This window comes from Ramlibacter sp. PS3R-8 (genome assembly GCF_037572435.1).
Classification (GTDB): domain Bacteria; phylum Pseudomonadota; class Gammaproteobacteria; order Burkholderiales; family Burkholderiaceae_C; genus Ramlibacter.
Genome location: NZ_JBBHGT010000003.1, coordinates 157,599 through 170,401, shown reverse-complemented (window position 1 = coordinate 170,401; position 12,803 = coordinate 157,599). Strand labels below are relative to the sequence as shown.

At 63.8% G+C, this 12,803-nt stretch carries 13 protein-coding genes and 1 tRNA gene; 8 read left to right on the top strand and 6 right to left on the bottom strand.

The features are described from left to right. Window positions 1-41 precede the first annotated feature (41 nt). A complete protein-coding gene (locus WG902_RS12205; RefSeq protein WP_340060357.1) occupies window positions 42-1,031 on the bottom strand; it encodes an NAD(P)-dependent oxidoreductase in 990 nt (329 codons plus the stop codon). A 103-nt stretch (window positions 1,032-1,134) separates the two neighbouring features. Between WG902_RS12205 and galU the strand changes: the two genes are divergently transcribed. Continuing rightward, window positions 1,135-2,025, top strand: a complete 891-nt coding sequence (galU, locus tag WG902_RS12200; RefSeq protein WP_340060356.1) for a UTP--glucose-1-phosphate uridylyltransferase GalU — start codon at window positions 1,135-1,137, stop codon at window positions 2,023-2,025. 102 nt (window positions 2,026-2,127) lie between these two features. Here galU and WG902_RS12195 read toward each other — a convergent pair whose 3' ends face one another. After that, on the bottom strand, window positions 2,128-2,958 hold the full coding sequence (locus tag WG902_RS12195; protein WP_340060355.1) for a D-hexose-6-phosphate mutarotase: 831 nt from the start codon (window positions 2,956-2,958) through the stop codon (window positions 2,128-2,130). An 11-nt stretch (window positions 2,959-2,969) separates the two neighbouring features. Continuing rightward, window positions 2,970-3,197 (bottom strand): sulfurtransferase TusA family protein, encoded by a 228-nt coding sequence (locus WG902_RS12190; RefSeq protein WP_340060354.1) that lies wholly within the window; start codon window positions 3,195-3,197, stop codon window positions 2,970-2,972. A 139-nt stretch (window positions 3,198-3,336) separates the two neighbouring features. On the opposite strand from WG902_RS12190, the gene gmd reads away from it, so the two are divergent. Next, entirely contained in the window at window positions 3,337-4,461 is a 1,125-nt protein-coding gene (gene gmd, locus WG902_RS12185) for a GDP-mannose 4,6-dehydratase (protein WP_340060353.1), read from the top strand. Next, window positions 4,461-5,420, top strand: a complete 960-nt coding sequence (fcl, locus tag WG902_RS12180) for a GDP-L-fucose synthase (protein ID WP_340060352.1) — start codon at window positions 4,461-4,463, stop codon at window positions 5,418-5,420. The genes gmd and fcl overlap by 1 nt, the downstream gene beginning before the upstream one ends. Window positions 5,421-5,530: 110 nt before the next feature. On the opposite strand, the gene WG902_RS12175 is transcribed toward fcl, so the two are convergent. Both WG902_RS12175 and cysM read right to left on the bottom strand, forming a co-directional pair. Continuing rightward, window positions 5,531-6,058: an NUDIX hydrolase gene (locus WG902_RS12175; protein ID WP_340060351.1), complete on the bottom strand. Its 528-nt coding sequence runs from the start codon at window positions 6,056-6,058 to the stop codon at window positions 5,531-5,533. Next, window positions 6,055-6,957: a cysteine synthase CysM gene (cysM, locus tag WG902_RS12170; RefSeq protein ID WP_340060350.1), complete on the bottom strand. Its 903-nt coding sequence runs from the start codon at window positions 6,955-6,957 to the stop codon at window positions 6,055-6,057. Before cysM ends, WG902_RS12175 begins: the two co-directional genes overlap by 4 nt. 39 nt (window positions 6,958-6,996) lie before the next feature. On the opposite strand from cysM, the gene WG902_RS12165 reads away from it, so the two are divergent. From WG902_RS12165 to WG902_RS12155, 3 genes are all read left to right on the top strand, one after another. Continuing rightward, window positions 6,997-7,083: transfer RNA gene (locus WG902_RS12165), tRNA-Leu, on the top strand. Next, window positions 7,043-8,101, top strand: coding sequence for an acyltransferase family protein (locus tag WG902_RS12160; protein ID WP_340060349.1), 1,059 nt, complete (start codon window positions 7,043-7,045; stop codon window positions 8,099-8,101). The genes WG902_RS12165 and WG902_RS12160 overlap by 41 nt, the downstream gene beginning before the upstream one ends. Before the next feature lie 8 nt (window positions 8,102-8,109). Then, a complete protein-coding gene (locus WG902_RS12155) occupies window positions 8,110-8,493 on the top strand; it encodes a VanZ family protein (RefSeq protein ID WP_340060348.1) in 384 nt (127 codons plus the stop codon). Between the two features lie 84 nt (window positions 8,494-8,577). On the opposite strand, the gene WG902_RS12150 is transcribed toward WG902_RS12155, so the two are convergent. Then, entirely contained in the window at window positions 8,578-9,165 is a 588-nt protein-coding gene (locus WG902_RS12150) for a hypothetical protein (protein ID WP_340060347.1), read from the bottom strand. 155 nt (window positions 9,166-9,320) lie between these two features. Here WG902_RS12150 and WG902_RS12145 point away from each other — a divergent pair, with 155 nt between their 5' ends. Both WG902_RS12145 and WG902_RS12140 read left to right on the top strand, forming a co-directional pair. Beyond that, the gene (locus tag WG902_RS12145) at window positions 9,321-11,510 is read left to right on the top strand and encodes a YjbH domain-containing protein (RefSeq protein ID WP_340060346.1); all 2,190 of its coding nucleotides are present in this window, start codon (window positions 9,321-9,323) and stop codon (window positions 11,508-11,510) included. 128 nt (window positions 11,511-11,638) lie between these two features. Then, window positions 11,639-12,802, top strand: a complete 1,164-nt coding sequence (locus tag WG902_RS12140) for a polysaccharide biosynthesis/export family protein (protein WP_340060345.1) — start codon at window positions 11,639-11,641, stop codon at window positions 12,800-12,802. Window position 12,803: the final 1 nt, after the last annotated feature.

The window sequence follows — 12,803 nt, the reverse complement described above, 5'->3', positions numbered from 1 at the left end:
CCTCGTAGGTCGGGTTGGCGAAGCCACCCCGACACCCTCAATCACCGCGGCGCGAAATCCGAATCCCCCAACCCCATCGGCGCGCTCAACAACTGATCGAACCCGCTGTTCGGCGGCGGGCTGGTCAACGTCTCGTGCAGGCGCTGCACCACATACCAACTGGCGCGCACGCGCGACTCGCGCGTCATCGCACCCAGCCGCGGCGTGATGTGCAAATTGCGCGCATCGTGCAGCGGCGTGCCACGGCTTGCGAAGCCGACATCCGTGCCATCCAGCACCGCCGCCTCGATGCGCCCATCGCTCAACGCCGCCGCAAACGCATTCGGCTCGATCAGGTCCGACCGGCTGATGCCCACCCACAGCTGCCCGGGCCGGCAATGCGCCAGCACCTTGTCGTTGATGAAGTGCTGGTAGCGCGAGCCGTACAGCACCTGCACCGACACCGCATCGGACCATGCCAGCAAGTCCTGCAACGACACCGCCTGGATGCCCAGCCGCTCCCAGATCGGCGCGGTGTGGTGGACTGCGGGGTCGTATCCGATCAACTTGGCGCCCAGCGGCTCCAGCATGCCGGCCAGCGTGTGCGCAGTGGGCGCGATGCCGAGCAGCCCGATGGTGGCGCCGTGCATTTCGCGGCCCATGGTGGCCTGGGCCTGCCGGTCGCCGTTGAGCGACGCAGCGATGCCGCGGCGAAACAGCAGCATCAGGCTGGCCAGCAGGAATTCGGCATTGGAGCGCACGTGCGCGCTGACGGCCTGCACCACGCGCACCTTGTGCTCGCGGCAGGCTTCCAGGTCGGTGTTGTCGGTGCCGGCATGCAGGCGCGCGGCCACGCGCAGGACGGGGGCAAAGTCCAGGAATTCGCGCGTGATGGGCAACTTGCGCGGCAGCACAATGCCCTGCACGTTGTAGAGCACCTTGCGCAACGCCGCGGGGTCCTGCCCCAGCTCCGGCCGTACCTCGACATGGTGGCGGGCTTCCAGCCAGGCCTGCGCCTCCGGAACCAGCCGCTCTAAGAGAAGGATTTCCAAGACAACGTTCCTGTTGAGGCCACGGCGCCCTCATTTGTCTTCAAAATGCTGCAGTGCCGCGCCTTTGCTGAGCACACTCTAGCTACTACCCCTGAGAACGTCGATGAAAAAGTTCACAAATGTTAACAAAGCGGTGTTCCCTGTTGCGGGCTTGGGCACACGTTTCCTGCCCGCCACCAAGGCGCAGCCCAAGGAAATGTTGCCGGTCGTCGACAAGCCCCTGATCCAGTACGCGGTGGAGGAGGCCTACGACGCCGGCATCCGCCACATGATCTTCGTGACCGGCCGGAACAAGCGCGCCATCGAAGACCACTTCGACACGGCGTACGAGCTGGAAACGGAGCTGGAGGCCAGCGGCAAGAAGGAGCTGCTGGACCTGGTGCGCTCCCTGTCGCCCGCCGACATGGACTGCTCCTATGTGCGCCAGCCCCGCTCCCTGGGCCTGGGCCATGCCGTGCTGTGCGCCCGCCACATCGTCAACGACGAACCTTTTGCGGTGCTGCTGGCGGACGACCTGATGTGTGGCCCCGACAACGGTCCGGGCGTCCTAACCCAAATGGTAGAGGTCTTCAAGGAAGTGCAGACCTCGGTGCTGGCGGTGCAGGAGGTGCCGGCCGACCACGTCAAGCGCTATGGCATCGTGGCCGGCGACAAGGTGGGTGACCGGCTGGTGAAGATCAAGCAGATGGTGGAAAAGCCATCGCCCGACAAGGCGCCCTCGCGCCTGGGCGTGGCGGGCCGCTATGTGCTGACGCCGGAAGTGTTCGACCGCATCGCCAACCAGACGCGCGGCAGCGGCGGCGAGATCCAGCTCACCGATGGCATCGCGCAGTTGATTGGCACCGAAGGCGTGCACGCGTACATGTACGAAGGCAAGCGCTATGACTGCGGCAGCAAGGACGGCTTCCTGGAAGCGTCCGTCGCCTTCGCGCTGAAGCATCCGGAGGTGGGGCCGGCATTCAGGGAGTATTTGCGCGGGTTGAAAATCTCCTGACCCTGTACTGACCCCGTACTGGACCCCGTAGGCCGGGGTGACGCCAGGAACCCCGGTAATCGATGCGCGGCACCGGGGTTCGGCTTCGCGCTCACCGCCGGCCTACGAAATCGGCCCCAATTCCACGCGCTGCATCCCCCGCCACGTCTTCCCGGGTGCCAAGGTCACTGGACTTCCCACCACTCCAGCCTCCACGCACACCATCCGCGTCCAATCCGCCGCCGGCATGTCGCCCAACGCGGTCGCTTTCATCGGCCCGGGATTCCACACCACCGTATCCCCAAACCCCTCCTGCACGATCCGCCTGCGCGGCATCCCTCCCCCCACCAGATCCACCTCCGCCGGCGCCCCGAGATAGATGCGATCCACCTCGCCGTCGAACCTGACTTCAGAGGCAGCGTCCTCCTTCACCACCCCACCCCCCGCCGAATCCTCATACCGCAGCCCCTTCAACCCGCGCACGTTCGCGTCGCGCACATCGTCGACCGCAAAGTACGTGTGAATCGCCCCGGTGAACTCGAAGGCCTGCCGCCCGGTGTTGGCCGCTTGCAGGTGCAGCTCCAGCCACGCCGGCCCGAGCTTCACCACCAGCACCAGGCAGAACGGGTGCTCCCAGCCCGAAGCGACCATCGTGGAATCGAGCTGAAACGTCGCCTCGCTCACGGAACCGACTGAAGGCCCCGTCACCAACTCCCACCGACTGGTCCGCGCGAACCCGTGTTTCGCCAACGGCCCGCGTTGCGCGAACTGCGGAAAGCAGATCGGCGCCCCGCCGCGCAAGGCCTTGCCCGCGGTGGGCTGGGTGGTGGGACTGGTGTAGATCTGCTCCCGCTCACCGGCGGGCCGCCAGGACAGGAGATGGCCGCCGTGCAGGCTGACAGCCGCTTCGCTGCCGTCGGCGCTGCGCAGCGTGACGATCGTGCCGTCGTCCACAGGGCGGCGAATCAGCGCCGGCGCAGCACGTGGATGAACTCGTCGCCCACGGTCTGCTGCTCGACCAGCTCGTTGCCGGTCTGCTTGGAGAACGCCTGGAAGTCGCGCAGCGACCCGCCGTCGGTGGAGACCACCTTCAGCAGCTGGCCGGTGACCATGTCCGTCAGCGCCTTCTTGGCCTTCAGGATGGGCAGCGGGCAGTTCAGTCCGCGGGTGTCGATTTCCTTGTCGATCTGCATGGGGGGCCTCAAGAGCGGCAGGTGCATTCTAAGTACAACGGGGACCCCTGCTGCACGTGCGATTCTCCCGCGGCGGGCCGAACGACGGATGGGCATGGAAGTTGATTGCTGATAATCTGATCCATTCCCAAGACAGACCATGACGAAACGCGCTCTTATTACCGGTATCACAGGCCAGGACGGCTCCTATCTCGCCGAGCTCCTGCTGGAAAAGGGCTACGAGGTTCACGGCATCAAGCGCCGCGCCTCCATGTTCAATACCGCGCGCATCGACCACATCTACGAAGACCCGCACGTCGACAACCGCAAGCTCGTCCTGCACTACGGCGACCTGAGCGACACCTCCAACCTCACGCGCATCCTGCAGCAGGTGCAGCCGGACGAGGTGTACAACCTGGGCGCCCAGTCGCACGTGGCAGTGAGCTTCGAGGCCCCTGAATACACCGCCGACGTGGACGCTGTCGGCACCCTGCGCCTGCTGGAAGCCATCCGCCTGCTGGGCCTGGACAAGAAAACCCGCTTCTACCAAGCCTCGACTTCGGAGCTGTATGGACTGGTCCGGGAAGTGCCGCAGAAGGAAACCACGCCCTTCCACCCCCGTTCGCCCTATGCGGTGGCCAAGCTGTACGCGTACTGGATCACGGTGAACTACCGCGAGTCGTACGGCATGTATGCCTGCAACGGCATCCTGTTCAACCACGAGTCACCGCGCCGCGGCGAGACCTTCGTCACCCGCAAGATCACGCGAGGGCTGTGCAACATCGCCCAAGGCCTGGAGAAGTGCCTGTACATGGGCAACATCGATGCGATGCGCGACTGGGGCCACGCCAAGGATTACGTGCGCATGCAGTGGATGATGCTGCAACAGGACAAGCCGCAGGACTACGTCATCGCCACCGGCAAGCAGATTTCCGTGCGGGACTTCATCCGCCTGACGGCCAAGAACCTGGGCATCGGCCTTCATTTCGAGGGCAAGGGCCTGGACGAACAGGGCATCGTCGCCTCCATCGAGGGAGACCACGCCCCTGCGCTGAAAGTGGGCGATGTCATCGTCCGCGGAGACCGGCGCTACCACCGGCCCGCCGAAGTGGAGACGCTGCTCGGCGATCCGAGCCTGGCGAAGAAGGAACTGGGTTGGATGCCCGAGATCACCGTGGAACAGATGTGCGCGGAGATGGTGGCCTGTGACTTGTCCGACGCCAAGCAGCACGCGCTGCTCAAGTCGCACGGCTACCCGGTCATCCGGCCGAGGGAAGACCGCTGATGGGCGCCATCTTCGTCGCGGGCCATCGCGGCATGGTGGGCTCCGCCATCGTGCGCAAGCTGCAGGCGCTGGGCCGCACGAACATCCTCACCGCCGGTCGCAACGAGGTAGACCTCGCGCGGCAGGAGCAGGTGGAGGCCTTCTTCCGCAAGCACGACATCGAGCAGGTGTACCTGGCCGCGGCCAAGGTGGGCGGCATCCACGCCAACAACACCTACCCCGCGCAGTTCATCTACGAAAACCTGATGATCGAATGCAACGTCATCCACTCCGCGCACGTGGCCGGAGTCCAGAAGTTGCTGCTGCTCGGATCGTCCTGCATCTATCCGCGCGCCGTGGCGCAGCCGATGCGAGAGGATGCGTTGCTCACCGGCGTGCTGGAAGCAACCAACGAGCCCTATGCGGTGGCCAAGATCGCCGGCATCAAGCTGTGCGAGAGCTACAACCGTGAGTACGGCCGCGACTATCGCGGCGTGATGCCCACCAACCTGTACGGGCCCAACGACAACTTCCACCCCGAGAACAGCCACGTCATCCCGGCCATGATCCGCCGGTTCCATGAGGCCGTGCAATCGGGGCAGAAGGTCGTCACCGTCTGGGGAACCGGCAAGCCGATGCGCGAGTTCCTGCACGTGGACGACATGGCGGCGGCGTCCGTGCACGTGATGGACCTGCCGGCCGAGGTGTACAGCGGCGTCACGCAGCCGATGCTGTCGCACATCAACGTCGGCACGGGCGTGGACTGCACCATCCGCGAACTGGCGGAGACCATCGGCGAGGTGACAGGCTACAAGGGCGACATCGCCTTCGACGCCACCAAGCCGGATGGCACGGCGCGCAAGTTGATGGATGTGAGCAAGCTGGAGCGGCTTGGCTGGAAGGCCAGCATCAGCTTGAAGGATGGCCTGCGGCAGGCGTACGAGTGGTTCCTGGCGAACGAGAAAAACGCCCGACTCTAGGCTGACGCGCTCTTTCGTAGGCTGGTGGTGACGTCAGGAACCCCAGCTCTCCGCGAGTGGCTGGGGTTCGGCTCCGCGCTCACCCCCAGCCTACGTTCGCCACCACCACGTTACGGAGGCGGCATCTCCATCCACTGCGGCTCGATGCCCTTGCTCCGCAGCCAATCCGCCAACGCAAATCCCGTCCCACGCGGCCAGCACTTCAGCTTGTCGTACTCCATCAGCTTGTAGTCGACAAGCTCCGGCGACAGCTTCACATCCCCCGTGCAAACCGCGTGATACGCAATGATCACCTGGTTCATCCGCAGGAACTCGTAAGCGCCGATCAGCGTCAGCTGCTGCGCATCGAGGTTGGTCTCTTCCTTGATCTCGCGCTTGATACCGTCCTGCGGCGACTCCCCCGCTTCCATGAAGCCGGTGATCAGCGCGTACATCTTGTGGGTCCACGCGGCGTTGCGCGCCAGCAGGATCTTGTCCTCGTACTGCACGATCGCAGCCAGCACGGGCGTTGGGTTGTTCCAGTGCGTCCATTGGCAAGCGGGGCAGCGCAGTCGCTGCTTCTCGCCGCCGTCTTCCATCTGGGCGATCGACTCCAACGCAGTCGCGCATTGCGGACAGAACTTGAAGTCACCGGTCATGCAGGAAACACCCCGGTCGACAGATACCGATCCCCGCGATCGCAAACGACAAAGACGATCGTCGCGTTCTCCACCTTCTCCGCCACCTGCAACGCCACCCACAGCGCCCCCGCAGCCGAGATCCCGGCAAAGATGCCCTCTTCGCGCGCCAGCCTGCGGCACATCTCTTCCGCTTCGTCCTGGCTCACGTACACCAGTTCATCCACCGTCTTCGGGTCGTAGATCTTCGGCAGGTACTCCTCCGGCCACTTGCGGATGCCCGGAATGCGTGACCCCTCCTGCGGCTGCGCCCCGACGATCCGCACTTCCTTGTTCTTCTCCTTCAGGAAGTGCGACACGCCGGTGATGGTGCCCGTGGTGCCCATGGCGCTGACGAAGTGCGTGATGCGCCCTTTGGTCTGCTCCCACAGCTCGGGTCCGGTGGTCTCGTAGTGGATGCGCGGGTTGTCGGCGTTGGCGAACTGGTCGAGCACGCGGCCCTTGCCTTCACGCTGCATGTTCTCCGCCAGGTCGCGCGCATATTCCATGCCGCCGCTCTTGGGCGTGAGCACCAATTCGGCGCCGAACGCCTTCATCGTCTGCGCCCGCTCGATGGACAAGTCCTCCGGCATGATCAAGACCATGCGGTAGCCCTTGATGGCCGCAGCCATCGCCAGCGCGATGCCGGTGTTGCCGGACGTGGCCTCGATCAACGTGTCGCCTGGCTTGATCTCGCCGCGTTCTTCCGCGCGCTTGATCATCGACACGGCCGGCCTGTCCTTCACGGAACCTGCGGGGTTGTTGCCTTCCAGCTTTCCCAGGATGACATTGCCGCGCTTGGCATTCTCGGCAGCGCCGATGCGCTGCAGCGCCACCAGCGGCGTGTGGCCGATGGCGTCCTCTATCGTCGGGTAGTGCATTGCATCACTGTGCCATAATTTGAAACCCCTTCTACCCGTGCCGGAGTGGCGAAATCGGTAGACGCAGCAGACTCAAAATCTGCCGATGGCAACATCGTGCCGGTTCGATTCCGGCCTCCGGCACCAAGGCTTCCAGTTGAACGACCGAGAGTCCTTCATCTCAGTGCAGTACCTGCGCGCCGTGGCGGCGCTGCTCGTTGTGCTGCACCATGCGCGCAATCGCCGCGACTGGCTGTTCAACCCCCTGGAGGATTTCTACGGCGGTACCACCGGCGTGGACATCTTCTTCGTCGTCAGCGGATTCATCATGTTCACCGCCGCCAGGGGTGAGCAGGTCGGCACGTTCGTGTGGCGCAGGCTGGTTCGCGTGGCACCGCTCTACTGGATGGCAACCCTCCTCATGTTGACCCTGGCGGTGTCTGGCGGTGAGGTCCAGACTGCCGATCGACTGGTGTCGCTGGTCAAGTCACTCCTGTTCTTCCCGCACTTCAGCGTGGATTTCCCTGACCAGGTCTGGCCGTACTTCATCCCCGGCTGGACGCTCAATTACGAGATGTTCTTCTATGCGCTGTTCGCAGTGGGCATCGCTGTCGGCCGGCCGCTGGTGGCCACCAGCTGCATCATCGTCAGCCTGGTCGCGGTCGGCTTGGCGGTCGAGCCGGAGGAAGCCATCGGCCTGACTTACACCAACCTGCTCCTGCTGGAATTCCTGGCCGGCATGTGGATCGGGTACGTGCAAGCGAAGCACGGCTTTCGATCGCTGCTTGGCGTGCTGCTGCCGATCGGGTTCGTGCTGATCTTCCTGGTGGGCGAGAACGTGCTGCTTCGGGGGCTCTGCGCCGCTGCGATCCTGGTGGGTGCGCTCTCACTGGAGTCCGTGATGCCCAAGCTGAACCTGCTGAAGGCGTTAGGGGATGCGAGTTACGCGATCTATCTGTTCCACGTACCCGCGCTTTTCGTGGCGGCCGCCGCCGTGAAGCGGCTGGCGCTGCCGCAGGGTTGGTTGCAATTCGGAGTGATGATCGCAGCGTGCATGTTGGCTTCGATGGCAGTGGGGTTGGTCATCCGGCGCTTTGTGGAGCAGCCCCTGCTGCGCAGCTTGCGAACCCCGCCGAACTTGCTTTCGAGTCGCATGACGAACTGAATGAGTCCTTGAAACGACAAATCTCGAAGCGGACAGCCTGGACCGTCTTCATCGTTCTCGTGCTATTGCTGGTCGCAGGCACGACGATGCCCAACGCGTTGAAGGCGGAGATCGAGGGTCGCATGTGGCGTGAGCTGCCATGGTCGGCACTGGCTCACTACACGCTCTTCACGCTGATCGGGTTATGCCCGGTTTATGGCACAGGCCGAACCGCCATGTGGCGAAGCATCGCCGTAGCCGGTTTACTCGCCGTGCTTACGGAACTGTTGCAGTCACTGGTACCCGGACGACACCCTCAGCTACGGGACGTCTTGATCGACCTGAGTGGCACGGCAACGGCGATGTTCCTGCACAAGCTGATGCCGGGACTTCCGGCCATCGCCCCAAAATGAAAAAAGCCCGCGGGTTGCGGGCTTTGATCGGACAAAGGCCCGCGATCGCGTGCCTTCGTGTCCAGGAGCCGTGGTTGGGAAAGGCTAGGCGCCCCCCGTGGTGCCAGTGATCGGGCGCACCTTGCACTCACCGAAGAGCACGCTGTTGATAAGGATGGTGCCATTCGCGGCAATCCGGACGTTCACGAGTTTCGTAACGGACCTTCCGCGCAGCGTCACGGTAATGGGCAGTCTTTTTACCGTTCCGTCCGCAAGCGCCCCTGCCGTATTCAGCCGGATGCGGCAATCCCTCACCCTCTTGAACGTCCCTACCACCAGCCTCGACGGATAGTTGGATCCCGTGATCCGGAAGATGCAGGATCCGAACTCCAGCGAGCCCGTGGCCTCGTTTCCATCCGAAGAGATCCGGAACCCCAAGCCTTCCGCATTGGCGGGGGCATCCACGATGTCCACTTGGGTGGCGGTGGTCGTTTCGAAATCCGGCACCCCGTTGTCGTAAGTGAACGACTCGCCCACCAGGGCTTTGAACAGCTTCGCGCCGTTCGTGGCGTCGACCGAGGCCTCGAAATTCTCGGCCGCCACCATCGTCGAATCCTCGCCGCCGCCGCCGCCGCAGGAGACAAGGAAGGTTGCACTGCTCAAAATGGCAGCGAGCAATAGCACTCTTTTCATGGGGAACCTCGCAAGTTTCAAAGTACGACCGTAAATTCGGTTTGCAGGAAGCGTACCCGAAATGAAACGGGAGGTAAATATGGATGTGCATCAACCGGATGGTCTAGTCAACCGTCTGCGAGAGCAGGCTCCCCCACCCTTACCATCCGCCACCCATGCCGAGATTCCTCCTGCCTTCCACGCTCTTCGCAGGTGCAGCCCTGTGCACCGTTTCGGCGTTTGCGGCTGAAAACACCATGACCGCCGCGGGATTTTCAGGACTCGGGGTAACCCCGAATGCCCACCTGCTCGGATGGGGCCGGGTCGAGTTGGCGTACGACAACCAGTTGCCCGGCGTGGTGCGCGATCCGACAGGTCACAACTTCGTGATGGGGTTCGGGCTGCTGCCCAACCTGGAAGTCGCTGGTCGTCTCGCCACCAATTCGCTCGACACGAAGTGCTTCTTCGAGGAATGCGGTGCCCGCGACTTGTCAGCTTCCGCCAAGTTCGGGATCGGCCTGGACAGCGCCAACCGCTTTCGCATTGCGGCCGGCGTGACGGACTTGGGAGGCAGCGTCACCTACTTCCGCACGTACTACGGCGTACTGACGTACAACGAAGGCCCATGGGAAGCCAGTGGCGGATGGGCCCAGCGTAGCGGCGAGGGAATCAACGGCTCCCAGTCTCCTTTACACGGCCCCTTCGCCGCAGCCGCATGGCAACCCCTTCCCTGGGTCCGCGGGCACCTGGAATACACCGACGGCAACGCGTGGGCAGGACTCCGGCTGTTCGCGCCGAAGGAGTGGTTGCCGGAGGGCTGGTCTGCCCACATCGGCGCCAATGCCCGCCTGACCGACACGAACCTCACCAGCCGATCCTGGTTCAGCGCAGGCGTCTCGATCCCGCTGTACAAGGTTCCATCGCTGCCTTCCTCGGCCCGTCGCGGCCCCCTGCCGGAGCTTGCCGGGACGCAGCAGCCCCTGCCTGCGTACGAAGCCAGGAACCTTCCGCCTGCGCCCCCGGCAGCAACTGGACCGACCACGACGCCTGCGCCTCGCGCTGTCAATCAAGTGGCGCAGGACGAGCAGTTGGTTCAACTGGCCACGCTGCTCCGGGCGCGCGGCCTGGAAGACATCTCCATCGGGCGAGCTCCGGACGGGTCCATCGCCATCCGAGCGAACAACGCCACCTACAACTGGAACACTGCAGACGCCATCGGCGCCGCACTGGGCGCCATTGCCAACGGCCTGGGCGATACCCGATCCGTGTACCGGCTGATCGTGACCCAGAGGCAGATCCCCATCGTGGCCGTCACGGGCTCGTCGGACTGTCTGCGCCAGTGGATCGCCGGCGAGAACCAGGCCTGTACGGCCGGCGAGCTTTCCACGCCGGGCACCTCCAACCTGGAGGCACTGCACACCGGCGTGCAATGGGTCGTGACCAATGCGCAACCCAGCTGGAAGACGATGCGCTTTGCGCTCAGCCCGGTACTGCGCACCACTGTGGGAACCGAATTCGGCGCTTTCGACTATTCCGCCGGTGCCAGCGTGGCCATCGTCCAGCCGCTGTGGGCGGGCGCCAGTGCGGAATTGCGAATCATCCAGGAGCTCGCGCGTTCCGAAGACTTCCAAACCGGGGGCGTGTTCTACGGCCGCCGCGTTCGCAATGGCGTCGATCGGCTGGCTTTCACGCAAACCTGGCGTGTGCCGATGGAGCAGTGGCTAGGCCAAGTCGACCCGCTGGCCATTGGCCGTTGGGGGCTGACTGCCGTCACGGCGGAAGGTACCATCGGCCGCTTCGGCGGCGGCTTCGACGGCGGCCTGGCTTCCCTGCGCTGGGAGCCGGGCGAAGGAAAGCACCGCCTGAACCTGCAGCTAGGCCGCTTTCGCAACGCGAATTTTGGCGAACCCGGGGCAGGCCCCGAGAACGGAACGCCCATTCTGGGCAGCTACCGCTATAACGTGGCGGCCACTCGGACTTACCTGGAAGCCATTGCGGGGCGGTTCATGTTCGACGACCTGGGTTTCCAGGTCGGCTTGCGCCAGTGGTTCACCGACTTTTCTCTCGGCCTTTACTACCGCCGCACCCGGTTCGACGACAGATCGGCGCAGATCGCAGGCATCGAACTGTCCGTACCGATCGGCCCCCGCAAGGACATGAACCCAAATTTCTTCCAGGTCACGGGTACGCCACGCTTCTCCCACGGCATCGCAACCAGCCTGGGGGAATCTGGGGGTAATACCTTGCGCCCCGGCTTCGGCATCCAGCCGCCTACCCCCACGCTGGACGCGACGTTTAATTCTGACCGGGCCAGCCTTATTTATTTCGAGGACAACATCCGCAGGATTCGCGACGCCGCTCGCTGACCTACGGTTGTGTTCCTTTATCACGCTTAGGCGCGGAACCCCCGTCCCTCCCAATGACACTGACGGGAAAGTGCGTAGCTCCTACGTTACAGTCTGTCATCCATTGGATGGTTGAAAGAAGACGAACGATGTTCAAGGCGGCTTTTGCGCCCGTCCGCCGCTGCCTGTTGCTGGCAGCGGCACTGCTGCTGCATGGGTGCGCCGTGGTGACAGCACCCGGCTTTGATTATGCGGACCCCAAACTGCGTACCAGCGTGACGCTGGGTCAATACGTTCCGGGCGACGTCGACGCACCGCCCCAGGGCGTGGTGATTCCGATCACTCCCGCATTGGTGCAAACGGAAGTACGGGCGCGTCCACGCGAAATCGCGCCCGAAGTCCGACGGTTGTTCGGTACACCCAAGCCATACACCATCGGTCCCGGTGACGTCATCGTCATCGTCATTTATGACCACCCCGAATTGCTGCCGAATGCTGGAGCCGTGATCAGCCAGCAGGCGGACCCCACGGGCATCAGCGCTGCCCCAGGTTTCATCGTCGGGGCTGACGGGCAGATCAGCTTTCCCTTCATCGGGCGCGTGCGTGTGGCCGGCCTGACCGAGATCGAAGCGTCAGAATTGATCCAGCGGCAAATTGCCAAGTACATAAAGGACCCGCAAGTCGCGGTGCGGATCAATTCCTTCCGCAGCCGCCGCGCGTACGTGGACGGGGAGGTTCGGACGCCCGGCACCGTCATCTTCACGGACGTCCCAATGACCCTACCGGAGGCGATCAATCGTGCCGGCGGCATCACCGTCAACGGCGACCGCTCCTCCGTGCTGCTGACGCGCAACAACCAGACAACGCTGGTGAACCTGATGCAGTTGCAGGAGCTGGGCGTCAACCCCAACCAGATCTTGCTGGAAAGCAACGACATGGTGACCGTGCGCAACCGCGACGAAAGCAAGGTTTTCGTCATGGGTGAAATCCTGAGACCTTCCGCCTTGTTGATGCGTAATGGCAAGCTGACGTTGAACGAAGCATTGGGTGAGGCGGGCGGGCCCAATCTGCAGACTGCGAACACCAGCCAGATCTACGTGATCCGAAACACGGCGCAGGAAGGCGCGCCCGCCATCTACCATCTGAACGCAGCCAACCCGGCTGCGCTTGCGCTGGCAGAGACCTTCGCGTTGCAGCCCCGCGACGTGGTGTACCTCGATCCGGTGCCGCTGGTGAACTGGAACCGCATCATTTCGCTGATCCTTCCGTCTGCACAGACACTTGGCTTGGCGCGGAATGCGCTGGTCCCGTGAC

Bases quoted from the DNA above. Each gene is read 5' to 3' on its own strand.
- galU (WP_340060356.1), top strand. From the start codon at position 1,135: ATGAAAAAGTTCACAAATGTTAACAAAGCGGTGTTCCCTGTTGCGGGC.
- WG902_RS12190 (WP_340060354.1), bottom strand. From the start codon at position 3,197: ATGCAGATCGACAAGGAAATCGACACCCGCGGACTGAACTGCCCGCTG.
- gmd (WP_340060353.1), top strand. From the start codon at position 3,337: ATGACGAAACGCGCTCTTATTACCGGTATCACAGGCCAGGACGGCTCC.
- fcl (WP_340060352.1), top strand. From the start codon at position 4,461: ATGGGCGCCATCTTCGTCGCGGGCCATCGCGGCATGGTGGGCTCCGCC.
- WG902_RS12175 (WP_340060351.1), bottom strand. From the start codon at position 6,058: ATGACCGGTGACTTCAAGTTCTGTCCGCAATGCGCGACTGCGTTGGAG.
- cysM (WP_340060350.1), bottom strand. From the start codon at position 6,957: ATGCACTACCCGACGATAGAGGACGCCATCGGCCACACGCCGCTGGTG.
- WG902_RS12160 (WP_340060349.1), top strand. From the start codon at position 7,043: ATGGCAACATCGTGCCGGTTCGATTCCGGCCTCCGGCACCAAGGCTTC.
- WG902_RS12150 (WP_340060347.1), bottom strand. From the start codon at position 9,165: ATGAAAAGAGTGCTATTGCTCGCTGCCATTTTGAGCAGTGCAACCTTC.
- WG902_RS12145 (WP_340060346.1), top strand. From the start codon at position 9,321: ATGCCGAGATTCCTCCTGCCTTCCACGCTCTTCGCAGGTGCAGCCCTG.
- WG902_RS12140 (WP_340060345.1), top strand. From the start codon at position 11,639: ATGTTCAAGGCGGCTTTTGCGCCCGTCCGCCGCTGCCTGTTGCTGGCA.